23 protein-coding genes and 1 pseudogene are annotated in these 23,550 nt (G+C 67.2%); 16 read left to right on the forward strand and 8 right to left on the reverse strand.

The window, feature by feature from the left end; genetic code table 11:
* Positions 1-28: 28 nt before the first annotated feature.
* Positions 29-1,405, reverse strand: coding sequence for an NAD-dependent succinate-semialdehyde dehydrogenase (locus BCM27_RS13730; protein WP_004018674.1), 1,377 nt, complete (start codon positions 1,403-1,405; stop codon positions 29-31).
* Between the two features lie 250 nt (positions 1,406-1,655).
* Between BCM27_RS13730 and BCM27_RS13735 the strand changes: the two genes are divergently transcribed.
* The 6 genes and pseudogenes from BCM27_RS13735 to BCM27_RS13760 all read left to right on the forward strand — a co-directional run bounded on the left by BCM27_RS13735 (position 1,656) and on the right by BCM27_RS13760 (position 7,474).
* The gene (locus BCM27_RS13735) at positions 1,656-2,651 is read left to right on the forward strand and encodes an alpha/beta hydrolase (protein ID WP_004018675.1); all 996 of its coding nucleotides are present in this window, start codon (positions 1,656-1,658) and stop codon (positions 2,649-2,651) included.
* A gap of 559 nt (positions 2,652-3,210) precedes the next feature.
* Positions 3,211-3,474 carry a hypothetical protein gene (locus tag BCM27_RS13740; protein WP_240492360.1) on the forward strand — a complete coding sequence of 88 codons (264 nt, stop codon included), beginning with the start codon at positions 3,211-3,213 and terminating at the stop codon, positions 3,472-3,474.
* A 200-nt stretch (positions 3,475-3,674) separates the two neighbouring features.
* The gene (gdhA, locus tag BCM27_RS13745; protein ID WP_004018677.1) at positions 3,675-5,036 is read left to right on the forward strand and encodes an NADP-specific glutamate dehydrogenase; all 1,362 of its coding nucleotides are present in this window, start codon (positions 3,675-3,677) and stop codon (positions 5,034-5,036) included.
* Between the two features lie 87 nt (positions 5,037-5,123).
* A pseudogene (locus BCM27_RS26325) lies at positions 5,124-5,666 on the forward strand (DNA polymerase III subunit beta family protein); the annotation flags it as partial.
* A gap of 34 nt (positions 5,667-5,700) precedes the next feature.
* Complete coding sequence (locus BCM27_RS26265) at positions 5,701-6,495, forward strand: tetratricopeptide repeat protein (protein WP_004018680.1); 795 nt, start codon at positions 5,701-5,703, stop codon at positions 6,493-6,495.
* A 139-nt stretch (positions 6,496-6,634) separates the two neighbouring features.
* Positions 6,635-7,474: a hypothetical protein gene (locus BCM27_RS13760; RefSeq protein WP_004018682.1), complete on the forward strand. Its 840-nt coding sequence runs from the start codon at positions 6,635-6,637 to the stop codon at positions 7,472-7,474.
* A 12-nt stretch (positions 7,475-7,486) separates the two neighbouring features.
* Here the strand turns inward: BCM27_RS13760 and BCM27_RS13765 are convergent, their stop codons facing one another.
* Positions 7,487-8,170: a DNA alkylation repair protein gene (locus tag BCM27_RS13765; RefSeq protein ID WP_033204937.1), complete on the reverse strand. Its 684-nt coding sequence runs from the start codon at positions 8,168-8,170 to the stop codon at positions 7,487-7,489.
* Between the two features lie 60 nt (positions 8,171-8,230).
* A complete protein-coding gene (locus tag BCM27_RS13770) occupies positions 8,231-8,530 on the reverse strand; it encodes a putative quinol monooxygenase (protein ID WP_004018684.1) in 300 nt (99 codons plus the stop codon).
* Between the two features lie 157 nt (positions 8,531-8,687).
* Between BCM27_RS13770 and BCM27_RS13775 the strand changes: the two genes are divergently transcribed.
* A complete protein-coding gene (locus BCM27_RS13775) occupies positions 8,688-10,331 on the forward strand; it encodes an alkaline phosphatase D family protein (protein ID WP_004018686.1) in 1,644 nt (547 codons plus the stop codon).
* Positions 10,332-10,354: 23 nt separating this feature from the next.
* On the opposite strand, the gene BCM27_RS13780 is transcribed toward BCM27_RS13775, so the two are convergent.
* Both BCM27_RS13780 and BCM27_RS13785 read right to left on the reverse strand, forming a co-directional pair.
* Positions 10,355-10,792 (reverse strand): VOC family protein, encoded by a 438-nt coding sequence (locus tag BCM27_RS13780; RefSeq protein ID WP_033204893.1) that lies wholly within the window; start codon positions 10,790-10,792, stop codon positions 10,355-10,357.
* Positions 10,793-10,872: 80 nt separating this feature from the next.
* Positions 10,873-11,304, reverse strand: coding sequence for a PPOX class F420-dependent oxidoreductase (locus tag BCM27_RS13785; protein WP_004018688.1), 432 nt, complete (start codon positions 11,302-11,304; stop codon positions 10,873-10,875).
* A 125-nt stretch (positions 11,305-11,429) separates the two neighbouring features.
* On the opposite strand from BCM27_RS13785, the gene BCM27_RS13790 reads away from it, so the two are divergent.
* Together BCM27_RS13790 and BCM27_RS13795 are read left to right on the forward strand one after the other, a co-directional pair.
* Entirely contained in the window at positions 11,430-11,990 is a 561-nt protein-coding gene (locus BCM27_RS13790; protein ID WP_004018690.1) for a DUF4334 domain-containing protein, read from the forward strand.
* A 72-nt stretch (positions 11,991-12,062) separates the two neighbouring features.
* A complete protein-coding gene (locus BCM27_RS13795; RefSeq protein ID WP_033204939.1) occupies positions 12,063-12,476 on the forward strand; it encodes a hypothetical protein in 414 nt (137 codons plus the stop codon).
* Positions 12,477-12,513: 37 nt separating this feature from the next.
* Here BCM27_RS13795 and BCM27_RS13800 read toward each other — a convergent pair whose 3' ends face one another.
* Entirely contained in the window at positions 12,514-13,410 is an 897-nt protein-coding gene (locus BCM27_RS13800) for a hypothetical protein (protein WP_004018692.1), read from the reverse strand.
* A gap of 130 nt (positions 13,411-13,540) precedes the next feature.
* Between BCM27_RS13800 and BCM27_RS13805 the strand changes: the two genes are divergently transcribed.
* The 5 genes from BCM27_RS13805 to upp all read left to right on the forward strand — a co-directional run bounded on the left by BCM27_RS13805 (position 13,541) and on the right by upp (position 19,681).
* Entirely contained in the window at positions 13,541-13,972 is a 432-nt protein-coding gene (locus BCM27_RS13805) for a Fur family transcriptional regulator (protein WP_033204941.1), read from the forward strand.
* Between the two features lie 80 nt (positions 13,973-14,052).
* On the forward strand, positions 14,053-16,314 hold the full coding sequence (gene katG, locus BCM27_RS13810) for a catalase/peroxidase HPI (protein WP_004018695.1): 2,262 nt from the start codon (positions 14,053-14,055) through the stop codon (positions 16,312-16,314).
* 184 nt (positions 16,315-16,498) lie between these two features.
* The gene (locus BCM27_RS13815) at positions 16,499-17,746 is read left to right on the forward strand and encodes a GTP cyclohydrolase II (RefSeq protein ID WP_004018696.1); all 1,248 of its coding nucleotides are present in this window, start codon (positions 16,499-16,501) and stop codon (positions 17,744-17,746) included.
* Positions 17,746-18,990 carry a URC4/urg3 family protein gene (locus tag BCM27_RS13820; protein ID WP_004018697.1) on the forward strand — a complete coding sequence of 415 codons (1,245 nt, stop codon included), beginning with the start codon at positions 17,746-17,748 and terminating at the stop codon, positions 18,988-18,990. Before BCM27_RS13815 ends, BCM27_RS13820 begins: the two co-directional genes overlap by 1 nt.
* 61 nt (positions 18,991-19,051) lie before the next feature.
* The gene (gene upp / locus BCM27_RS13825) at positions 19,052-19,681 is read left to right on the forward strand and encodes a uracil phosphoribosyltransferase (RefSeq protein ID WP_004018698.1); all 630 of its coding nucleotides are present in this window, start codon (positions 19,052-19,054) and stop codon (positions 19,679-19,681) included.
* Between the two features lie 73 nt (positions 19,682-19,754).
* Here the strand turns inward: upp and BCM27_RS13830 are convergent, their stop codons facing one another.
* A complete protein-coding gene (locus tag BCM27_RS13830) occupies positions 19,755-20,465 on the reverse strand; it encodes a CPBP family intramembrane glutamic endopeptidase (RefSeq protein WP_004018699.1) in 711 nt (236 codons plus the stop codon).
* A 36-nt stretch (positions 20,466-20,501) separates the two neighbouring features.
* Between BCM27_RS13830 and BCM27_RS13835 the strand changes: the two genes are divergently transcribed.
* Entirely contained in the window at positions 20,502-21,503 is a 1,002-nt protein-coding gene (locus tag BCM27_RS13835; protein WP_172622059.1) for an arsenic resistance protein, read from the forward strand.
* On the opposite strand, the gene BCM27_RS13840 is transcribed toward BCM27_RS13835, so the two are convergent.
* On the reverse strand, positions 21,478-22,212 hold the full coding sequence (locus BCM27_RS13840; RefSeq protein WP_004018701.1) for a glucose 1-dehydrogenase: 735 nt from the start codon (positions 22,210-22,212) through the stop codon (positions 21,478-21,480). The genes BCM27_RS13835 and BCM27_RS13840 overlap by 26 nt on opposite strands.
* A gap of 134 nt (positions 22,213-22,346) precedes the next feature.
* Between BCM27_RS13840 and BCM27_RS13845 the strand changes: the two genes are divergently transcribed.
* Positions 22,347-23,432: an NAD(P)H-dependent amine dehydrogenase family protein gene (locus BCM27_RS13845; protein WP_004018702.1), complete on the forward strand. Its 1,086-nt coding sequence runs from the start codon at positions 22,347-22,349 to the stop codon at positions 23,430-23,432.
* Positions 23,433-23,550 lie beyond the last annotated feature (118 nt).

Below are 23,550 nucleotides of genomic sequence, written 5' to 3' on the forward strand. Positions count from 1 at the left end.
CCACCGATGATCGCCGGCGTGGCTCGGTCTATGCCGAGGCTGTCCGACGCAGCTTGGTGTTGACGAACTCGCCCATACCCCAGCGCCCGAGTTCACGACCGTAACCGGATCGCTTGACCCCGCCGAACGGGAGGCCCGGCAACGTGGTGCCGTGCTCGTTGACGTAGGCCATCCCGACCTCGAGCCGGTCGGCGACCTTCTCGGCGCTGTCGATGTCGTCGCTCCACACCGACCCGCTCAGGCCGAACTCGACGTCGTTGGCGAGCGCCACGGCGTCCTCCGCGGAGGCGACCTTGTAGATCATCGCGACGGGACCGAAGATCTCCTCGGAGTATGCGTCCATCTCCGGGGTGATGTCCGTCAAAACGGTGGGTTCGAAGAACGCGCCGTCGCGCTGCACCGGCTTGCCACCCGTCCGCAACGTCGCACCCTGATTCACGGCCGTGTCGACCTGCTCGGCGACGGTGTCGCGTGCCGAGAGCGACGACAGCGGTCCCATCTGAGTGGACTCGTCTGCCGGATCACCGACGGCGGTCGACTCGAACTGTTTCACAACCCCGTCGACGAAGTCGTCGTACAGGTCATCGAGCACGATGAAGCGCTTCGGTGAGTTGCAGGCCTGCCCGGCGTTCGACAATCGCGCCCGGGCCGCGATCTTCGTCGTGCGTTCCATGTCGGCGGAATCGAGGAGGATGAACGGGTCGGATCCCCCGAGCTCGAGCACGGACTTCTTCAGGTTCGCTGCTGCCACCTTGGCCACGGCTGCACCGGCTTTCTCGCTTCCGGTGAGCGACACACCGCGTATCGCATTGTGCGCGAGTAGGTCTGCGATCTGATCACTGCTCGCGTACACGTTGATGTACGCGTCTCCAGGCACGCCCGCGTCGTGCAGGATCTCGGCCATCAGGGCCGACGAGGCCGCGCAGATCGACGCGTGCTTGAGGATGACGGTGTTGCCCGCCAACAGGTTCGGCGCGGCGAATCGCGCGACCTGATAGTACGGGTAGTTCCACGGCATGACGCCGACGAGCGGACCGATCGGAGCGACCTGCACGATCGACGACTCCGCACCCTGCGGATCGAGCGCCTCGGTTTCGAGGAGATCGGGCCCGTGCTCGGCGTACCAGCGATAGATGTCGGCGGCGAGCTGCACCTCCCCGGCCGCCTCCTTGGCGGGCTTTCCCATCTCGGTCGTGATCACGGACGCGAGCTCGCCGGCCCGCTTCTCGTACAGATCAGCAGCCCGCGCGAGCACCGCGGCACGTTCGGACACTTCGGTCGAACGCCAGTCCTGATACGCGGCCAGGGATCGTTCGGCAACCGTGGCCACCTCGGCGTCCTCGAGCCCGGAGAACTCCCGGTCGGTGACACCGGTGGTCGGATTCGCGGTGACATATGTGCTCACAGAGCACCTACCTTCCTCTGTCGTTGTGAATCCCGACTGTCGACAGCCCGGAATCGTTCGGGTACCCGGATCGCATGGACCAAAACCCGGCCGTCGGCGCGCTCCGGGCACACAAGCGCCGCCGACCTGTTCTAATGGGTCCGCGGTCCGTGTTCGGGCCGGTGATCGACCGACACACGATGAACGCCGGACGTCGACCTGGGGGTGGGTCGCCGGCTCGTGACGGGCAGTGCCCGAGGGGGAACGAAGAGTGTCACGCTGGCAGCGGGCCGTAGGGCTCGGTTGTGCATTTCTGATCGCGGTCGTCGCGAGCCTGTCGACGGGGCAACCGGCGGGGGCGACTCCACCGAGGCTCGCCGACACGGCGCGGATTCTCGCGGTGTCCCCGGAGACCGCGACGCGGACGACGATGACCGTGTACTCCGCGGCCATGAAGCGGCCTGTTCGGGTGAGTGTGCTCGTCCCCCGCGACCGGACCGGGCCCCGGCCCACCGTTTACCTGCTCGACGGGATCGATGGTGGGGTCTACACCAACTACACGCAGAGTGGGTGGACGTTCCAGACCGACCTCGCGCGCTTCGTCGCCGACAAGAAGGTCAACGTGGTCCTGCCCATCGGGGGTACGGGTTCGTACTACACCGACTGGCGCCGACTCGACCCCGTCCTGGGCCGGAACATGTGGGAGACCTTCCTGACCGAGGAACTCCCTCCACTGGTCGACCAACGCTTCCGAGGCAACGGGCGGAACGTGATCGGCGGGCTGTCGATGGGGGCGCTGGGTGCGATGTCCATCGCCGTGCGCAATCCGGATCTCTACCGGGGCGTCGTCGCCTTCAGCGGGTGTCTCGATCAGGGTTCGCCGGAGTTCCGGCAGGCGACCGCCACATCGGTCAGCACGAGAGGTGGGAACCCGGAGAACATGTGGGGACCGCTCAATCACGACACCTGGGATGCCCACAATCCCGCCGATCATGTGTCCGCGCTGCGGGGTAAGCCCGTATACGTCGCGGTCGGCAACGGCCTGCCCGACCCGGCACTCGGACTGGCCGGGCTGGCGTCACCCGTCGGCGGCGTCCTCGAAGGCATCGTCGCCCGATGCACCGAGAGCTTCAAGCGTCGCGCGGACCGTGCCGGGGTCGACATCACCTACGACTTCCGTGCCGGTCTCCACTCGTGGGGTTACTGGAATCAGGATCTGCATCGAGCCTGGCCCACGATCGCCCGGGCGCTGAACAGCGCGGGCTGACACGAGTCATCGTCAACGCGCGCTTTTTCTCTTCCGAATCAACGAGACATCGTCGCGTGCCCGCTTTCGCTCCCGGCGTTCCTTGAGTTCTTGTCGACGCTTTTTCGAACTCGAATTCTTTTCTGCCACTTTTCCTCGATGGGTTGTCTTCTACAAACGGGTCGGTCCCGCTCACCTCCGTGACCATAGCCCAGAAACCAGAGAAGTCCAGCCCACCCACATTCCTACGATCTAATCCGCTCTAATTCGTTGTTGCACATCATTTTTCGTAGCCGACAGGTTCGCGACAAACGCCGGACTGGCTTTTATTTTTTTCTGGGCTAGAGTCCATGGCACCGGTCGCAGATGGCCGGAAACAGCGAAAGGAAGCGTGGCCGTGAAAGCGGTTGTGATGGAGTGTCGGATACGCGTGTGCGGTTCCCCCGGTCGGGTGAAGGAATTCGTGGATCGAGCGTCGATTCGCGCTCGGGACGCCTTTCCCCACCCCGCGAGGTGTTCAATTGTTGTCGAAGGGTCGGACTCGTTGTTCCTGCGACGCCAATGGCACCGTGAGAACGACGTGGACGTGTTCGGAGTGCCGGAGGGGCGGGATGTGTGCTTCGGTTTCGCGGACTCGTCCGGACGGTTGACCGTCGCGAGACTCGAGAGTCTGTCACGCGACATCCTGAGCCACCTCGAAGTGGATCCGTGGGTGTCCGACGACACCGAGTCCGTGCCGTGGATTCTGACACTCACCACCGGTGCCGATCCGAGGTCCAGGCGTGAGATCGTGACCCGCCATCCGTCGCTCGAGGTGCGACGACCTGTTCTCGCGCCTTCGTGATGGCGCACCACGGTGCGACCTGACTGCGTGTCGGGAACGAGCGGCCCCCGACCACCTCACCCCGATCAGGTCACCGCAGACACGCCCGTTGTCACCGTCTGTCGGACCGGTCTGCGGTCGAATTCCTGTCACTCGATAGGGTGCGGGTGGCGACGTGCCCATCCGGGTACGTCGCCGTCCCACACGTATCGGAGAAGGAAGTGGTCGCCATCGTGGCCGTGCTCGACGAGAAGATCAGCGATCTGTACGCGCAGGTTGTTGCGCGAAACCCCGGGGAGGCCGAATTCCATCAGGCCGTCCGGGAGGTCTTCGACAGTCTGGGTCCGGTCTTGGCGAAACACCCCCACTACGCGGACGCCGGGATCATCAAGAGACTGACCGAGCCCGAGCGCCAGATCATCTTCCGGGTGCCGTGGGTCGACGACCAGGGTCAGGTACAGATCAACCGCGGGTTCCGGGTGGAGTTCAACTCCGCTCTCGGCCCGTACAAGGGCGGGTTGCGCTTCCACCCGAGCGTCTACCTGGGCGTGGTCAAGTTCCTCGGATTCGAACAGATCTTCAAGAACGCCCTGACCGGACTCCCGATCGGCGGCGGCAAGGGTGGCGCCGACTTCGATCCCAAGGGACGCTCCGACGGCGAGGTGATGCGCTTCTGCCAGTCCTTCATGACCGAGCTCTACCGCCACATCGGCGAGTACACCGACGTACCCGCCGGCGACACCGGCGTGGGCGGCCGCGAAATCGGTTATCTGTTCGGCCAATACAAGCGCATCACCAACCGCTACGAATCCGGCGTCCTCACCGGCAAAGGGCTGGCGTGGGGTGGGTCGCAGGTGCGTACCGAGGCGACCGGGTACGGCGTCGTGTTCTTCGTCCGCGACATGCTCGCCGCAGCCGGTGACGACCTCGACGGCAAGACCGTGGTCGTCTCCGGCTCGGGCAATGTCGCGATCTACGCCATCGAGAAGGTGCAGCAGCTCGGTGGCCGTGTGATCGCCTGCTCGGACTCCGGGGGTTACGTCGTCGACGAGGCCGGGATCGACCTGGATCTGCTCAAGGACATCAAAAACGTTCGACGCGGACGTATCTCGGACTATGCCGACGCCCGCTCCGATACTGCCCGCCACATCGCATCCGGCTCGTTGTGGAACGTGCCCACCGACATCGCCATCCCCTGCGCGACACAGAACGAGCTGAACGGGGTCGACGCCGCCGAACTGGCGAAGAACGGTTGCCGCATCGTGGCCGAGGGCGCGAACATGCCCAGCACCCCCGAGGCGGTGCGCATCTTCTCCGAGGCGGGCGTCAGCTTCGCGCCGGGGAAGGCCGCGAATGCGGGCGGGGTGGCCACGAGCGCACTCGAGATGCAGCAGAACGCCTCCCGAGATTCGTGGACGTTCAGCCACACCGAGGAGCGGCTGTCGGAGATCATGACGTCGATCCACGATCACTGCCTCCACACGGCGGACGAGTACGGGGCGCCCGGCAATTATGCGGCCGGAGCCAACATCGCGGCCTTCACCCAGGTCGCCGACGCGATGCTTGCACTGGGTCTCATCTGACCCGACACCGGAGTTCGGACATCAGCGGGGTTCGGACATCAGTCGACACTTGACCTTCAGGTAGGTCGAAGCCGGATGATCTCCGATATGCCTTCTTCCGACACCGAGCACGGCGAGCTCGTCCCGATCGGCGCGTTTGCGCAACGCACCGGGCTGACCGCCTCCGCGTTGCGGTTCTACGCCGACTCGGCGGTGCTCACCCCGGCCAGCATCGACGCGTCGACGGGATACCGGCTGTACAGCACGGCGCAGGAAACCCGGGCCATCACACTCCGCCGACTCCGCGAGATCGGGATGTCCCTCGCCGACATCCGCACGGTCCTCGACGCCGAGCCGACCGCCGCGCGCGAACTCATCGACGACCATGTGCGAACGGTCATGACGGACGCCGCCCGGACCCGGCGCGAGGCCGCGGCCATCACGACGGCCATCGCCGCAGAAGCAACGACGCTGCTCACGTCCGTGCGCGGGCCCGTACTCGCAGCCGCGATCGGCCAGGTGCTCACCGCCACGGCACGCGATGCCGAGCACCCTGTCCTCGACGCCGTCGAGTTCCGCTTCGAGGACGGGGCGGTGACCCTCACGTCGACCGATCGCTACCGAATCTCCTCGCGGTCACTGCCGACTGGCGAACCGAGTGACACCCGGTCGTCGGGAACGCTGTGTGCCGGGGACCCTCCGCGATGGTCTGTCCGACCTGGCCCGAGGTGGCGCTGTCGGAATCGAGGCCGGGACCCGCGCGGTACGGTTCCGACTCACCGGTCGGGACGATCTGTGGTGCCGCTTGCTCGACGACCCCTTCCCCTCTCACCACCCCATGGTCGACGCACTGCCACCGGTGACCACGCGCGCGAGCGTCGCCACATCCGTTGTGCTGCAGTATTTGGAGGGCTGCGTCGACGAGCGAGTACACCTGGACTTCACGTCGACAGCACTGGTGTTGAGCGACGGAGCGTCGGTGGGGGTCACCACCCTGCCCGCCGACATCCACGGGCCGCCGGTCGAGATGTGGTTCGAGGTCTCGACCCTCTTCCCCGCGGTCGGTGTGTCCATCGGCGTCGACGGTGACGCGCTCCATCGATGCACTCTCGCGCATCATCTCGCTGACCTGTACAGCGACCCGGCGGACTCGCTCGCGTGGGATGTACGTGCGCTCGACGCCGCCCTTGCACTGACCGATGAGCGGGTGCGGTCTCACCACGCCGATCTCTCCGTGGCGGGTTTACTTCCCTCACTACATCTCAATCTCGCCGACGATCATCGACGGCTGGGGTCATTCGAGGCGGCACGCCGACATCTCGACGAGGCACTCCGCACCGCGGCCGAACTACCAGAAGGACCGTACGGCAGCATGATTCGAGACCTGATCGAGGACATCGCCGGCGCGGTCGAGCGCCGGGACAGGACTGCCAGACAATCGCATCCGGGCGCGTCCGGATCAGACGGTCACGACGGGTGACCGCACACCAGGCCACCCCGCCCAGATCCCTTGACACCCCGTTGACCAGGGTCTTCACTGAAGAGTGCGTGTTCGTCACTCGATCGGCAGGGGCATGCGTATGGCAGGGAACGGACCCGAACCACGGTGGCGACGACTCATGCCCCGGCCGTGGCCGCCGTACACGGTGGTGGCCCTGATCGCCGTCGTCGGGCTCATCTCGCCACTGCTTCCCCGCGCCGATGCCCAACCGGGCACGAGCACAACCGGTTTCGCGATCCCCTTTGCCGGCGCCCCCGCTTTCGCCGGCCTGGCACCGCCGAAGTCGACAGTCACGGAGCTGATCAACGAGCCACTGGGCGCGGAACGAACCGAGCGCATCGCCGCCGGCATCGGCTTGTCCTCTCGAGATGCGCTGTCGGCGGAGCAATTCCGTGAATTGACGACCGGCAGTGGAATCGGAGGCAGGCGCGATGCGGCCCAGATCATCGATGCGTGCCTGCAGATTCTCACCAACTCCGCGGGACGTCCGATGTTCGGTGGGTCGGTTCTCGGCAGTTACGGCCTCTATGTGACCCGACAAGGTCTGCTGCAGAGTCCGGCAAACGCGAGCGCCCCGACCCGACAGGTCAATTCACTCCTCGCGCCCGGCGGTTACGTCGGCACCTGGTTGCGCGCCAACGGCGCCACCGACACCCTGGTCGCACTCTATCGCTCGGCATACACCGTCGAGGTGCCGTTCGGGTTCGTCGCGCAACAGACCTCGGGGGCAGCGCAACTGGTTCGCAACACCAAGGACTCGGTGACGACGACGGTCGGTATGTCGATGGCACCACCGCTGTGGATCGTCAACTTCGCCCTGCTCTACGTCGTGAAACCATCCCTGGCCGCCGCGATGCCGGCCTACTGGACGCCGATTCCACCTGTCGTGGCCGCGGCGATCGAGGCGAGTCCCACCGGCCAGGTCCCCTACGCGGAGTACGAGAACAATTTCGGGTGACGAGTGCGCGGGTCAGCCCTCTCGGCGTCGAACGATCTCGGCGATCCACACCGGCGCATACGGTGAGGTACAACCCGGCGAGGTCGGGTAGTCCTCCAGCACCCGCAGCCGTTTCCCGATGTCGATGGCACGGGAACGACACTCGGGACGCTCGATACCGATGGTCGCCAAGCACGTGTTCATCGCCCATTGCACACGAGGCGGGGCCGTCGCCATCTCGGCCTCGATGATGTCGAGCAGGGCGGCGAGGTCGAGATCGTCCGGACGCTTGACCACCCGGTCGGAAGTCAGAGCCCAACCCGCCGCCGCGACACCGGCGGCGGGGTCGTTCATCCAGGACGTCCGCAATTCCTCGGCATGCGCGCTCTTCTTGGCGACGTAGTTGACGAACCAATCGTGCACCTTCGGCCGGTCGGCCTCGCGGACCATCGCGTCGAGCTCCGCGGCGCCGAAGGCCTTCGGTCGGCAGATCAGCAGCGCGAGCAGCCGCGCCGCGGTGTCCCCCGTCGCCCAGAGCGCCGACGAGAGTTCGGGCTGCGTCCGCAGCCGCTTCGCCATCGCCCTCAGCTTGGTGAGGTTGACGCCGTGATCATCACCGTGCCGCTCGTTGACCGTCCGGATTCTCGGCTCGTCGAGTGCTCGCAGCTCGCCGAGAACCTCGGCGAGCGTCGGCTCGATGTCGGTGCTCCTGGTTATGACCCCTCCCTCGTGTGGCGCGTGCACAGCCTACGACGGCGACCGCGACGGGCCCGGACGTCAGTCCGGCGCGCCCGCCAGGACCCGCATGTCCGCGACGTCGTACTCGGCCACCGTCGCCGAGAGGATGGCCCGCGCCTGGTCGTCGCCGACCCCGGAACCCCGGAAGGCCTCGACAGCCGACTGCGAGTCCCACCGCTCGAAGATGTTGATCCGGCCCGGGTCCGTCGAGTCCGCGCTGATCGCGAAGTCTCGACATCCCGGTGCCCGGCGGGCCGCTGCGACGACGCCCTCGCATCCTGCGAGGTAGTCCGCGCGCCCGCCCGGGTCGACCCGAAGACAGCCGGCGACGATCACCATTTGGTCCTCCTTCGATTCGCCATACACCTGCCCTGCCGGCGTCAGCTTGCATCCCTGCAGGCAGACGCACCAGGAGTACAGACTCGTCGACCCGGGCGAAGTCATCGCGCCGATCGACGTGGCCGCACGAGCCGACGCGACGGCCTACTCTGATCGAATGGCTTTGGTTCTGGGTCCGATCCTCCGGCACGTCGACGAGACCTCCGCGCTGGTCTGGGTGCAGACCGACGAACCGGGCGAGGTGGAGGTCCTCGGGTGCGGCACCCGGACCTTCGAGGTATCCGGTCACCATTACGCGTTGGTCGAGGTCACCGGCCTGGTACCCGACACCACCACCGAGTACCAGGTCCGCGTCAACGGTGCCCTCGAGTGGCCGCTCCCCGACACGGAGTTCCCGCCCAGCGTCATCCGGACCCGTGGCCCCGAGACCGCCGACCGGCACCGCTTCGTGTTCGGATCCTGCCGGTACCCCCGGGCCGAGGATCCGAAGCTCGACGAGAAACTCGGACTCGACGCGCTGGACTGCTATGCCATCCGCATGCGCCATCTCCCCGTCGAAGAATGGCCGGACACGCTCATCCTGCTCGGCGACCAGGTGTACGCCGACGAGCTGACCCCGCAGGTGAAGGAGTCGCTCGAATCGAGTCGGACGTCGACCGCCGGACCGGCGGACGAGGTCGTCGACTTCGAGGAGTACGAAGGCCTGTATCGACACACCTGGGGAGACCCCGAGATCCGGTGGATCCTCTCGACCGTGGCGACGGCCATGATCTTCGACGATCACGACATCCGCGACGATTGGAACACCTCCGACACCTGGCGTCGACAGATGAGTGAGAAGCCCTGGTGGCAGGACCGGATTCGTGCGGGCCTGGCCTCGTACTGGGTGTATCAGCATCTCGGCAACCTCTCCCCGGCCGAACTCCGCGAGTCCGAGGACTACCACCGCGTCCGCGACATCGACGGCGACTGTTGGCCCCACCTCGTCGACGTTGCGGATCGCGCCGATCGCGAGACCGACGGGACGAAGGGCATCCGGTTCAGTTTCCGCTGGGATCTGGGCAACACCCGGCTGATCATGATCGACTCCCGCAACGGGCGCATCCTCTCCGGCGGAACGCGGAAGATGTTGAGCGACGTCGAATTCGAGTGGGTCGAGAACCAGGTCGAGGATGATCTCGAACGGCTCGACCACCTCGTGCTCGGTTCGTCGCTGCCGTGGTTGCTGCCGCCGGTCATCGGTGATGCGGAGACCCTCAACGAGATCGGCGCCCGGCAGTCGGGGCGTCGAGGACGACTGGCCGAGAAGATCCGGCAGGGGGCCGACCTCGAGCACTGGCCGGCGTTCTTCGACTCCTTCGTCCGGCTCAGCGAGATGATCCGCCGGGTCGCGAGCCGCGACCCGGGACCGGCGACGATCAGCGTGCTGTCCGGCGATGTCCACCACAGCTATGCGGCGCGTGCCGCGTTTTCGGATGCGACCAGTGCGGACGTGCACCAGTTGGTGTGTTCGCCGGTGCACAACGCGATCCCGCCCTATATCAAGGTGGTGTTCCGGGTGGGGTGGTCCACTCGGCTCGCCTCCGTTGTGCGTCGGTGGGCCCGTCGCGGCGGATCGCCCGACCTACCGGTCGCCTGGCGCAACACTCTCGGCCCACTGTTCGGCAACACCATTGCCACGCTCTCGGTGGAGGGGCGTTCCGCCGAGGTCACCTTCGAACAACCAGACCTCGACGGGACGCTGGGCAGGGCCGGAAACATCTCCCTGACACCGGATTCCGTGGCGACAGAGCGGACATAGCGCGCTCGGTCGCGTCGAGAACCCTAGTCCAGGCAGAACTCGTTGCCCTCGGGGTCCTGCAGAACGATGTGCCCCTCGCCGAGCGGTGGTGCGGGGTCGTGCCGTTCGACCCTGGTCGCGCCCAACGCGACGAGCCGGTCTGCCTCGGCTTCCAAGGCGGCCATCCGATCATCGCCGCGCAGACCGGGCGCCGCACGAACATCGAGGTGTACCCGGTTTTTCGCCGCCTTCCCCTCGGGGACGCGCTGGAAGAACAACCGGGGCCCGCGTCCGTCGGGATCGATCACGCCCGACGCGTCGTTCCGGCGTTCCGGCGGGACACCGAAGGCCTCGAGCGCGGCATCCCAGCTGTCGAAGCCGGGCGGTGGGTCCTGGAGCCGGTAGCCGAGCACCTCGGCCCAGAACCCCGACAACGAAGCCGGGTCACCACAATCGAACGTCACCTGAAAGTCTGTCGCCATGGGAACCACTCTGCGTCATCGCGAGGACAGCCCGTGTCCTAATTCGTCATCGCAATCTCGTCGACTCCGGCGCCGCCACCTCAGCGAAGACGTTCGCCGTACACCCGGTCCACCGACATGACCATGAGAACGCGACGGTCGGCGACCATCACGCTGCGGTATTCGTCCCAGTCCGGGTGTTCGCCTGCGGCCTTGCGGTAATAGTCCACGAGCGCCTCGACCTCGGGTCCGTCCGGTTCGGTGCCCGGGCCGATCAGCGTGACGGTGCCCTCCGCGGTCGCCCAGGTGTAGCGGTCGGGCCCGGTGATCTCCAGGGCCGCGCGCGGATCGCGCCTGAGATTCGCGGTCTTGGCCCGGCCCTCGGTCATCGAGACATAGATGGTCTCGGCGTCGCGGTCGTAGAAAGCGGTCACCGGGGACAGCTGCGGAAGTCCCGATGCCTTGATCGTGGCGAGGACACCGAGACCACCTTCGGCGAGGAGATCACGGGGGTCATACGTGGAGTGGGTCATGCCTGCGGCAACCCGGCGAGCGGAACGGCTATTCCGGGACGTCGGGCGTCTCGCCGCGATCGCCCAGCCGGGCCATCGTTGCGACATTCTTCAGATCCTGTGTCTTTGCACGTACGATCGTCGACATGCATGTGCGCGAGATCCTGCCCACCACACCGACCACGACCGCCGAGGCACTCGACCTGTTCGACTCCTCCCCCGCGGTCGAACCCGACTTCATGATCGGCACCTGGCGCGGTGCCGAGCTCCCGACCGATCACCCACTGGACGGGTTCCTGGCCGCAAGCGGCTGGTGGGGAAAACAGTTCGTGGATGCCGAGACCGTGCACCCCCTGCTCTTCCCGACCCGCGACGGTTCGGCGCTGTGGGCGATGAACCCCGCGATCGCCTTCGGCGGACTCGGCGTCGCCGAGAAGGCACCGGGGGTCACTTCGATGTCCTTCGCGACTCCGATCGCGGCAACCCGTCTGCTGAGCCAGACCCGGCGGTCACGCGCCCGGTTGCGCACCACCCGGTACCGCGGCACCGACACCGCGACGATGTCGTATGACCAGTTGCCGATCAACGACGTCTTCCACCGGATCTCCGACGACGCCGTCTTGGGCGCCATGGACCTGAAGGGTTCGCCGAAGCCGTACTTCTTCGTGCTCCGACGCGACGACTCGCTCCGCCTCCTCGGCCACTGACCGTCGCTTTCGATTTCGCATCGGCATGGCCGATGCCAGGTCATCGAGATGGCACGGGCGTTCACTGGACAGATGAGCACCACACTCGACTCTCGATACAGGCACTGCGCCGCACCGGCGGCCGCGGTTGCGATCGCCGGAGTACTCACCCTTGTCGCCCCCGGGACAGCACTGGCCGCCCCACCGATGCCGAGCGGGTACTACCGCGGCAACGTCACCAGCGCACCCATCGCCGACACCGTGTGGTTCGGCAAGAACTTCACCGGCTCGCGTGTCGTCAACAACACCGCGGTCGGCTGGGCCTTCCCCGGTGCGGTCTACCGCGGCCGCTCGGTGCAGGACGGCGCGCCCGTCATCGTCGTGGACTATTCGGGGACCACCGTCGGATTCGTGCGCGACGAACTCCGGGCCGACGGCCGGGGCAGGTACTGGGGTCGCGCGCTCAACGGCAGCACCGAGTTGCTGCGCTTCCATCTGACGCGCTGACCTACGGCGACGGCGACGCGGGGGCACCGCGGCGACCTCAGAGCTCGGCGAGCGCCGCGCGGATCTCGTTGGTGGCCGCGACCGCCTCACGGAGAGCGATCCGCGCCTCGGACCGCCCCTGCTCGGCGGTCGAGAGACGTTGCCGCGCAAAGCGCAACGATTCCTCGCACCGCGCCAGCTCCGCCCGCAGTTCCTGGGCTCGGCCGACGATCTCGTCGACCTCCGACGACACGCCGTCCACCGTGTCCGACGCATCCTCGAGGTGAGATCGCGCTGCCCGCTCGCCCGCCTCCGCGTCGGTCAACCGGGCTTCGAGCTCCCGACGTTCGCGGTCGGATTCGCGGTCGGTGTCATCGGACGACGAGGGTTCCGAATCGTCGGCAGCACTTGACGCGTCGCGCGTCTCGGCCTCGCTCCGATCGGGTTCCGGCGACGGCTCCGGAACCACGAACACCCCGGCGGGTCCGAAGCCGCTGTACTCGGCGGATGCGGTGAGGTTGCCCCGCAACACCTGCTCGAGCACGTCGTGGTCGGCCACTGCGGCGCGCAATGTCTGCGTGACCTCGCGAATGGCGCTGTCTGCCAGCCGCACCCGACGGTCGGCCGCGGCCCTCGCAACCGCGGTCACCGACGAGTTGATCAGTTCCTGGCGGCGTCGGGACAACGCGCGCATCTTGTCGACCGCCGAGCGACGCTGTGCCACGGTCAGTTCCGACGCCAACTCGGCGATGAGCGCACTGTCGTCGGGATGCGCGCGCACCCATTGATTGATGGCCCAAGCCGCTTGCGTCGGTCGACGGAGCTTGTCGATCCGCCCGGCTAGTTCACGATCACCGTCCGCCTTGGCCTCGCGAGCGAGTTCGTTCCGGCGCTTCACGAACGCGTCGGGCGCGAGACCGTAGAGCTCGTCGACGACCTCGTCGAATCGGCTCACCGGGTCACCCGCGCACGAGTCGGCGTCGCAGTCGGCATGGCCCGATCTTACGACGCCGAGCGTGCGTGATCGGCACCTCACTTCCGCCATAAACTTGAATGATTCCAGAAAAATGGGCACGATGAACGCCATGCTCACCGACGACGACTGCGCCCGGCATCTCCGGGCGGCCGGTTTGCGGGTCACCCGTCCACGCATCGTGGTGATGCAGTCCGTACGTGCCCACCCCCATGCCGACACCGACGAGGTACTCCGTGCCGCTCGCGAACGGCTGCCCGAGGTCTCGCAACAGACGGTGTACGACGTTCTGGGCGTGCTGACCTCAGCCGGGCTGATCCGGCGTATCCAACCATCGGGCCACGCGTCTCGATATGAGTCACGCGTCGGGGACAACCATCACCACGTGATATGCCGTACATGCGGATTCATCGGCGACGTCGACTGCGCAACCGGCGAAGCCCCGTGCCTGACCCCGTCCGACGACCGGGGTTTCGTCATCGACGAAGCCGAGGTCATCTACTGGGGCTACTGCCCCGACTGCACCCCCGGCCCCGGCCGATAACCCGACAACACACTCCGCTCCCGGTCTGTGATCACCGCCCCGGCGATCGCAGTTCTCATCGTGCCCGAAAGGAAACCCAGATGGCACCGCACGACCCCTCGTCCGTCTCCGCTCCGCCTCCCCCGGAAGCCCGGGAGCATCCCCCGATCGCCGAGGCGAACACCGAGCCCGCCGGCGGGGGCACATGCCCGGTCGCGCACGGTCGGCTCAAGCCGCCCACCCAGGGCGGCGGCAACCGGGACTGGTGGCCGAACCAGTTGAATCTCAAGGTGTTGCAGCACAATCCGGATGTCGCGAATCCGATGGACGCCGACTTCGACTACGACTCGGCCCTGGAAACCCTCGACGTCGGAGCGCTGCGCGCCGATCTGATCGCACTCATGACCGATTCCCAGGACTGGTGGCCCGCCGACTTCGGCCACTACGGCGGCCTGTTCGTCCGCATGTCCTGGCACGCCGCGGGCACCTACCGGGTGGAGGACGGCCGCGGCGGCGCCGGTGCCGGCATGCAGCGATTCGCCCCGCTCAACAGCTGGCCGGACAACGCCAACCTGGACAAGGCGCGCCGCCTGCTGTGGCCGATCAAGAAGAAGTACGGCACGGCGTTGTCCTGGGCCGACCTGCTGGTGTTCGCCGGGAACGTCGCTCTGGAGTCGATGGGATTCACCACCGCCGGCTTTGCCTTCGGGCGCGTGGACGAGTGGGAGCCCGACGAGGTCTACTGGGGACCCGAACTCGAGTGGCTCGCCGACCAGCGGTACTCGGGCAACCGTGACCTCGAGAATCCGCTTGCCGCGGTGCAGATGGGTCTCATCTACGTCAATCCGGAAGGGCCGAACGGCAATCCGGACATTCTCGCGTCTGCGGTGGACATCCGGGAGACGTTCGCGCGCATGGCGATGAACGATGTCGAGACCGCCGCCCTGATCGTCGGCGGCCACACCTTCGGCAAGACCCACGGCGCCGGTGACGCCGGACTGGTGGGTCCCGAGCCCGAGGCAGCAGACGTCGCGGACGCCGGCCTCGGGTGGACCAGCTCACACGGGATGGGCAAGGGCGCCGACGCGATCACCAGTGGCCTCGAGGTGATCTGGAATCCCACCCCCACCACCTGGGACAACGCCTTTCTCGAGACCCTCTACGGTTACGAGTGGGAGCTCTACAAGAGCCCGGCCGGTGCCAACCAGTGGCGTCCGAAGGACGGGGCCGGGGCGGGCACCGTCCCGAAGGCGTTCGGCGAGGACACCACCCACCCGTCGATGCTGACCACCGACCTGGCGATGCGGTACGACCCGGGTTTCGAGCGGATCACCCGCCGCTGGTTGGACCGTCCCGAGGAACTGGCCGACGAATTCGCCAAGGCCTGGTTCAAACTGCTGCACCGCGACATGGGGCCCGCCGTCCGCTATCGCGGTCCGCTGGTCCCGGCCGAGACCTACCTCTGGCAGGACAATGTCCCGGCGCATGAGGGACCGGTCGTGTCCGCGACCGACGTCGCGAACCTGAAGGCGACGCTGCTGGAGTCGGGATTGACTGTCGCGCAACTCGTCAAGACCGCCTGGGCGGCGGCGTCGAGTTTTCGCGGTAGCGACAAGCGCGGTGGTGCCAACGGCGGCCGCATCCGCTTGCAGCCGCAGTCCTCGTGGGAGGTCAACGAACCCGACGAGCTGGCACCCGTGGTCCGCACGCTCGAGGGCATCCGGGACTCGTTCACCGGGGAGTCCGGGGCGACGATCTCCTTCGCCGACCTGGTGGTCCTCGGCGGCGCGGCGGCCGTGGAGAAGGCCGCGCGAGACGCCGGCATCGACATCACCGTGCCGTTCACACCGGGGCGTACCGACGCCTCGCAGGAGGAAACGGACGTCGATTCCCTGGCGCACCTCGAACCGAAGGCCGATGGGTTCCGCAACTACGTCGGCAAGGCCGGCGTCCTCCCGGCCGAGTTCGCCCTCGTCGACAAGGCGGCGCTGCTGACCCTCAGCGCTCCCGAGATGACCGTGCTGGTGGGTGGACTCCGCCTGCTGGGCAACAACTTCGGCGGGTCGACCGCCGGTGTCCTGACCGATCGCCCCGGCGTCCTGACGAACGACTTCTTCGTCAACCTGCTGGACATGTCGACGGCCTGGTCGGCGTCGGATCAGGAGAACGTGTACATCGGTCGCGATCGCGCCACCGGTGAGCAGATCTGGACCGGCACCCGCGCCGATCTGGCGTTCTCGTCGAACTCCCAGTTGCGTGCCCTCGCCGAGGTCTACGCAACCGACGATGCTGCCGAGAAGTTCGTGAACGACTTCGTCGCGGCCTGGGACAAGGTGATGAACCTCGACCGGTTCGACGTCTGACGGAAGCCGGCACATCTGGTCGAGACGTCCGGGACGCGGCGGCTGCACCCTCGGTGGGTGCCGCCGCCGCGGCGTTCGGCATCGCCATTCGGCATCACCCGGCGGACACGAGCATCCGGAACTATGCTGGCGCTTTCCCTGAAGTGGCGGGTGACCGTCTCGACAGAAGGTGAGGACGACGACGATGTCCGGCGAGCACAGGTCCCTGGGCCACATCCGACTGACCTCACACAGCGGCGGGATCGACGCGCCGCCCATCCGCTGGGGGGCCGGCACCGCGGCCGAACGCGGTCCCGTCATCGGGACGACGGGCACGCGAGCGCATCGCAACGTCATCGGCACCCACAGCGGCTCCTACAGCGTCTATCGCGCACTGGCCGTCGCCGCCGGCGCCCTCGCACGAGAACACCGGGCCGATCTCACCAACACCTCACCCACCGACCACATCGGGCCGTATCCGCAATGGGGTGACCCGCGCGCCATCGTCTCGCTGGATCCCTGGGGAGCAACGGTCGCAGAGAGTTTCCCCGACGAGATCCGCCGTGGGTACGACATCCGGCCGACCATCGCGGTGACCAAGGCCCACGTCATCCTCCCCGAGATCGCCGAGGCCATCGAGAAGGGCCGTCTCGTCCCCGACGGCGAGGTCCTGCTGCCCAACGGCGCCGCCCTGGTCACCAAAGCGGCGGTGGAACCGGTGTGGCACCTCCCCGGGGTGGCCGATCGTTTCGGTTGCTCCGAAGCCGAGCTGCGTCGGGTGTTGTTCGAGGAGACCGGGGGCATGTACCCCGAACTCGTCACGCGCTCGGACCTGGAGGTCTTCCTGCCACCGATCGGCGGACAGACGGTCTACATCTTCGGCGACGCCCGCGACCTCGCCGATCCCTCGGTGGAACTGACCGCACGGGTGCACGACGAATGCAACGGCTCCGACGTCTTCGGCTCGGACATCTGTACGTGCCGTCCATATCTGACGCACGCGATCGAGGAGTGCATCCGCGGCACCCAGCGCGGTGGCGTCGGCCTGGTCGCCTACTCCCGCAAGGAGGGGCGTGCACTCGGCGAGGTCACCAAGTTCCTCGTCTACAACGCACGTAAACGGCAGCTCGGTGGTGACACCGCAGACCAGTACTTCGCACGCACCGAATGCGTTGCGGGCGTGCAGGACATGCGGTTCCAGGAGCTCATGCCCGACGTCCTGCACTGGTTCGGCATCACCAGAATCCATCACCTGGTGTCGATGTCGAACATGAAGTACGACGCCATCACCGGCTCGGGCATCGAGGTCGGCGAGCGCGTCAACATCCCCGACGAACTGGTCCCCGCGGACGCCCGGGTCGAGATCGACGCGAAGATGGCCGCCGGCTACTTCACCCCCGGACCGGTCCCCGACGCCGAGCAGTTGCGCCAGGTCAAGGGTCGGGGGTTGTGATGACCGGTGCGCCACAGGTGGAGTTGTCGGCGTCGCAGGCGGCCCGGTTGCTGCGGTCGACCGCCACCGTCCGGAGCCGGTCGCGACAACTCCTCGAACGGGCGCGGGCCGGTGACTCCCCGTGGTTCGTGGTCCACGACGTGAAACTGGACGCGGTGGCCGACCTCGTCGCGGAGACGACCGCATCCCGGTATCCCGACGGGGACATACCTTTTCACAGCCGGTGGCGACACTTCGAGGCCGGTGGCGTCGACCGTCTCGGCGCTCTCGACGCCGCTTTGCCGACGGCCGGTTCGGCCGAGCGGACCCGGGCCCTCATCGACGTCGTGCTCGTCAGTGTTCTGCTGGATGCCGGGGCCGGACCCGAGTGGTCGTTTCGCGAACAGTCGACCGGGCTCGTCCTGACGCGTTCGGAAGGACTCGGGGTCGCGAGCTGGGCGGCGTTCTGTGACGGACTGTTCTCGAGCGACCCGGCGGATCCGCTACGGGTCGATGCCGCGGGCCTGAACCGGATCAGCGCCGATGCTCTCGGCGCCGCCTTCCAGGTGGGTCCCGACAACTCCCTCACCGGACTGTCCGGACGGGCCGACCTCCTGCGTCGCCTGGGCGAGGTCCTGGCCGGCCGGCCCGAGATATTCGGTCCGGACGCACGACCCGGCCGCCTGTTCGATCACCTCACCCGCGGTGGGCGCGCAGAGGTGTCCGCGGTGGACGTCCTGAACGCGGTCCTCGACCACCTCGGCGCGATCTGGCCGTCGGACAACGCGATCGACGCCCATCCACTGGGCGACTGCTGGCACCACGACGCGGTCGTCGGTCCGGGCCTCACCGCCGGCTGGGTGCCGTTCCACAAACTGTCGCAGTGGCTGACCTATTCACTGCTCGAGCCGTTTCGGTGGTCCGGTGTCCAGGTGACCGGACTCGACGAGCTGACCGGTCTCCCCGAGTACCGCAACGGTGGCCTGCTGCTCGACTCCGGTGTGCTCGAGCTCCGCGACGCGAGCTGGGCGGACCACGAGTGGGAGGTCGGCGACGAACTCGTCGTCGAATGGCGCGCGCTCACCGTCGCGCTCATCGACGAGGTCGCCGACCGCGTGCGCGCGCGTTTCGGCGCGGATACGACCACCATGCCCCTCGCCTGCGTGCTCGAGGGCGGAACCTGGTCGGCCGGCCGAATTTTGGCGGGCCGGCTTCGACACGGACTGCCGCCGTTGTCGATTCGAAGCACCGGCACCGTGTTCTGAGCGCAGCATCGGCACACGGCCGGATCCGCACACCTCATCTACCGACGACCGAGAGGTTTCCATGAGCAGCGTCGCCGTCATCGACCATCCGCTCGTGCAACACAAGCTGACGCTGATGCGTCGTAAGGAGACGTCGACCAACGACTTCCGTCGCCTCCTCGACGAGATCTCCATCCTCATGGCCTACGACGTCTTACGCGACATCCCGATGCACGAGATCACCATCGACACACCGCTCGAGACCACCACCGCGCGGGTCATCGACGGCAAGAAGCTGGTGTTCGCCGCGGTGCTTCGTGCCGGTGCGGGCATCGCCGACGGCATGCTGACCGTGGTTCCCGGCGCGCGAGTCGGACACATCGGCCTCTACCGTGATCCCAAGACCATGGTGGTCGTCGAGTACTACTTCAAGATGCCGTCGGAGCTGTCCGAACGTGACGTCGTGATCGTCGATCCGCTTCTGGCGACCGGCCATTCAGCGGTCGCCGCGATCGACCGCATCAAGGAGTACGGTCCGAAGTCCATCAAGTTCGTCTGTCTGCTCGCCTGCCCGGAGGGCATCGGGGTGCTCCACCGCGCGCACCCCGACGTGCCCATCTACACGGCCGCGGTCGATCGGGAACTCGACGACAACGGCTTCATCCGTCCAGGACTCGGTGATGCGGGCGACCGCATCTTCGGAACCGCCTGATCGTGCAGAACGGGAGTGAGGCGGCCTCTGGGCTTTGAGGTTCTGTCGGAAGGCGGAGCGGAGGCTTGCCGGTCTACGACACCTGCCACGCCACCGCGGCGCCGATGGCCCCGGTCGCGTTCAAGGCCCAGTGCAGCGCGATCGGCGCGAGGAGACTCGTGGTGCGCTGGCGCAGCCAGCCGAGTACGAAACCCGCGGCCCCGGTCGCCACGACGGCACCCGCGATCCCGGCGATCTGCGCAGGCATCCCGGAGCCGAGGACGCCGCTCAGGCCCTCGTTGCCCGCGGTGAGGCCCGTCGAGGAGAGGATGTGCCACAGCCCGAACGCGACCGCGCCGACGACCAGCGTCGTCAACGGGGCGAACAACCGGCCCAGAACACCCTGCAGCACACCGCGGAACAGGACTTCTTCGGGCAGAACGGTCTGCAGCGGAATGATGACGAACGCCGCGAGGAGTGCCTCGGAGGTGTCGTCGTATCGGTCGGACAGGAAGAACTCGCGCGTCGCCGGGATGGCCACCGCCGTCGAGACCACGGCGGCGACCACCAGGACCGCAGCAACGGCCACCGGGATGCCGGCACGTAGTTCGGCGCGGCTCAGGCCGAGGTCGCGCCAGCCGAGGCCGGCCAGGCGGGCGATGACCACGGCCACGACGGCTGCAGCCGGGACGATCGCCACCGACAACACGCCGTCCGCGACATGCGCACCGACGTTCACCGCGGCGAGGAGCGCGACCACGACGACCAGGAGCGCGGCGTCGGTACGCCGGGACGGGGTGGTCACCCGTCGAGTCTGCCGTACCGCGCCACCGCGGTGTCGATGAACGAGTGTGCGGTGTCGCAGAATGATGCGGTGCCCGATCCTGCGACCGTCGTCGATCGTCTCGAACGCCATCAGGTCGCGCTGTATCTCGCCGCCATCTTCGCCGGACTGGGTGCCGGACTGCTCGCACCGAGCGCGGCCGAAGGTCTCGAGGCGGCGATCACGCCGCTGCTCGCCGCTCTGCTCTACGTCACCTTCTTGCAGATCCGCCTGTCCGACCTGCTCGCTTCGTGGCGCGACCGCAGGTTCATGCTCGCCGTGCTGCTGGTGAACTTCGTCGTCGCCCCACTCGTGGTCGCCGTGCTGTCCCTCGGACTACCCGCCGACGATGCGATTCGGCTCGGCGCCCTGCTGGTCCTCTTGTGCCCGTGTGTCGACTACGTCGTCGTGTTCGCCGGTCTCGGCGGCGGCGACGCCCGCCGGCTCCTCGCGGCCACGCCGCTGCTGCTCCTCGCCCAGATGCTGTTGACACCGCTCTACCTGCTGGTGCTGCTCGGCGACGGGCGATCGGTGATCGAGCCGGAACCCTTCCTGTGGGCGTTCCTGATCCTCATCGTGTGCCCGTTGGCCTTGGCGTGGACCACCCAGGCGTGGGCGAACCGGTCTGCAACCGGCCGCCGGATGTCGGCCGGGGCCGACGCATCCATGGTTCCTCTGATGGTGGCCGTGCTGTTCGTCGCCGTGAGTTCTCAGGTACCCCTGGTCGGTTCGCGGTTCGCCGACATCGCCGGCGTCATCCCGGTCTACGCCGCATTCCTGGTCATCATGGTGGCGATCGGATTCGCGGTGGCGCGCCTGTTCCGACTGGCGCCGGAACCGGCGACCGCGGTCGTCTTCTCCGGTGCCACGCGGAACTCGCTCGTCGTCCTCCCACTGGCATTGGCCGTGCCGGTCGGCGCGGAACTCGCCGCGGCGACGGTCATCACGCAGACGCTCGTCGAACTGATCGGGATGGTCGTCCTGGTGTGGGCCTTCACTTGTGCGGCACGTCGGCGCTGAGGCCGCCGTCCATCACGAACTCGGCACCGGTCGCATACGACGACTCATCGCTCGCCAGGAACACCACGAAAGTCGACACCTCGCGTGACTCCGCGGCCCGGCCCATGGGGACGGTCACCATGTCATCGGGAATCCCCTCGGTCATCGGGGTGCGGATGAGACCCGGGTGGATCGAGTTGACCCGCACGTTGTGCGGGGCGAGTTCCAGCGCAACCGATTTCGCCAGACCGCGGACACCCCACTTGCTCGCGACGTAACCGTGCGCCCAGGGACTTCCGCGCAGGCCCTCCACCGAGGACACGTTGATGATCGACCCCCCGCCCGCGTCGATCATCAGGTCGGCGACCGCCTGGATGCCGAGGAACGTGCCCGTCAGGTTCACGTCCAGGATCTGCTTCCACTTGTCGAGCCGGAACTTCTGGATCGTCGACCCGTTCACGATGCCCGCGTTGTTCACCAGGACGTTGAGCTTCCCGAACTCGTCGACCGCGGTCGAGACCACCGTCTGCCAGTCCTCGGGCGAGGTGACGTCGAGGTGGACGTAACGTGCCGCATCCCCGAGTTCGGCGGCCAGGGTCTTGCCCTCGTCGTCGAGGATGTCGCCGATCACCACCTTCGCGCCCTCGGCAACGAGGGCGCGGGCATGCTCGGCACCCATGCCCCGTGAACCGCCGGTGATCACTGCAACCTTGTCGTCTACGCGTCCCATGGGCGGCAACGCTACCGCGACCGGAACGAAAATAGAACAGGTTCCACCGAGAAATGGTCTACTGAACAGACAAACGTCCGGACAGGTGTACACCGCGCCTACCGGCGACAACCGAATGCAAGGAGTCCCACGCCATGACCATCCGGGTAGCTCTCGTCGGAACCGGCAACGTCGGCCGGTTGTGTCTCACCCAGCTGATCGAGGACCCGCGGTTCGAACTCGCGGCGGTGTCCGTGTCCACACCGGAGAAGGTCGGAGTCGACGCCGCGACGCTGGCCGGAGTCGATACGCCCACCGGAGTCCTGGCGGTGGGCGACGTCGACGAGGCGATCGCCACGAAACCTGACTGCGTCGTCTACTGCGCCATGGGCGACACCCGTCCCGTCGAGGCATTCGACGATGTGGTGCGCATCCTCGCCGCCGGTGTCCATGTCGTCGGGTCCTCCCCCAACACCCTGCAGTACCCCTGGGACGTGATGCCCGCGAAGGCAATCGCCAAGATCGAGGAGACCACCGCCGCCAGCGGAGCCGGCCTGTTCGTGACCGGCGTCGACCCCGGCTTCGCCAATGACCTCATCCCGCTCGTCTTCGCGGGCACCTGCCAGCGGGTCGAGCAGGTGCGCTGCATGGAGATCGCGGACTACGCCACGTATGACGGGGCCACGGTGATGTTCGACGTCATGGGCTTCGGCAAACCGATCGACGAGACGCCGATGCTGTTCCTGCCGGGTGTGCTCGGACTCGCGTGGGGGACGACGATCCGGCAATTGGCCGCCGGTCTCGGCGTCGTCGTCGACGACATCGAGGAGGTCTCCGAAAGCGAGCCCGCCCCCGAAGATTTCGACATCGCGGCCGGTCATATCGCCGCGGGCACCCGGGCTGCCGTCCGTTTCGAGATCATCGGCAAGGTGGCCGGCGAACCGGTGATCGTCATCGAGCACGTGACGCGGCTCCGGGGCGACCTCCGGCCGGACTGGGCCCAACCCGCCCAGCCGGGTGGGTGCTATCGGGTCGAGATCACCGGTGAACCGTCGTACACCGTCGACATCTGCCCGACGAGCCGGAAAGGCGACCACAACCACGCCGCCATCGTCGCCGCCGCGGGCCGGATCGTGAACGCCATCCCCGCGGTCGTCGACGGCCCCCCGGGACTTCGCACGACACTCGACCTCCCGCTGGTGACGGGACCAGGGGTTTCGACATGCTCAACCGGCAGGTGAGGGCTCAACCACTCGGCAGTGCTACTCCGGAAGAACCGAGTACCTCTGGTCCCTGAGGTGCGAGGAGCGCAAGCGACGAGCCACGAAGGGCTTGGCGAGACGAGTTGCGGAGACCCTA

This window comes from Gordonia terrae (assembly GCF_001698225.1).
Taxonomy (GTDB): domain Bacteria; phylum Actinomycetota; class Actinomycetes; order Mycobacteriales; family Mycobacteriaceae; genus Gordonia; species Gordonia terrae.

Excerpts from the sequence above, each read along its gene's own strand:
- BCM27_RS13760 (WP_004018682.1), top strand. The coding sequence starts at position 6,635 with ATGCCCCGGCCGTGGCCGCCGTACACGGTGGTGGCCCTGATCGCCGTC.
- BCM27_RS13770 (WP_004018684.1), bottom strand. The coding sequence starts at position 8,530 with ATGGTGATCGTCGCCGGCTGTCTTCGGGTCGACCCGGGCGGGCGCGCG.
- BCM27_RS13775 (WP_004018686.1), top strand. The coding sequence starts at position 8,688 with ATGGCTTTGGTTCTGGGTCCGATCCTCCGGCACGTCGACGAGACCTCC.
- BCM27_RS13780 (WP_033204893.1), bottom strand. The coding sequence starts at position 10,792 with ATGGCGACAGACTTTCAGGTGACGTTCGATTGTGGTGACCCGGCTTCG.
- BCM27_RS13785 (WP_004018688.1), bottom strand. The coding sequence starts at position 11,304 with ATGACCCACTCCACGTATGACCCCCGTGATCTCCTCGCCGAAGGTGGT.
- BCM27_RS13790 (WP_004018690.1), top strand. The coding sequence starts at position 11,430 with ATGCATGTGCGCGAGATCCTGCCCACCACACCGACCACGACCGCCGAG.
- BCM27_RS13795 (WP_033204939.1), top strand. The coding sequence starts at position 12,063 with ATGAGCACCACACTCGACTCTCGATACAGGCACTGCGCCGCACCGGCG.
- BCM27_RS13805 (WP_033204941.1), top strand. The coding sequence starts at position 13,541 with ATGCTCACCGACGACGACTGCGCCCGGCATCTCCGGGCGGCCGGTTTG.
- katG (WP_004018695.1), top strand. The coding sequence starts at position 14,053 with ATGGCACCGCACGACCCCTCGTCCGTCTCCGCTCCGCCTCCCCCGGAA.
- BCM27_RS13815 (WP_004018696.1), top strand. The coding sequence starts at position 16,499 with ATGTCCGGCGAGCACAGGTCCCTGGGCCACATCCGACTGACCTCACAC.
- BCM27_RS13820 (WP_004018697.1), top strand. The coding sequence starts at position 17,746 with ATGACCGGTGCGCCACAGGTGGAGTTGTCGGCGTCGCAGGCGGCCCGG.
- upp (WP_004018698.1), top strand. The coding sequence starts at position 19,052 with ATGAGCAGCGTCGCCGTCATCGACCATCCGCTCGTGCAACACAAGCTG.
- BCM27_RS13835 (WP_172622059.1), top strand. The coding sequence starts at position 20,502 with ATGAACGAGTGTGCGGTGTCGCAGAATGATGCGGTGCCCGATCCTGCG.
- BCM27_RS13840 (WP_004018701.1), bottom strand. The coding sequence starts at position 22,212 with ATGGGACGCGTAGACGACAAGGTTGCAGTGATCACCGGCGGTTCACGG.
- BCM27_RS13845 (WP_004018702.1), top strand. The coding sequence starts at position 22,347 with ATGACCATCCGGGTAGCTCTCGTCGGAACCGGCAACGTCGGCCGGTTG.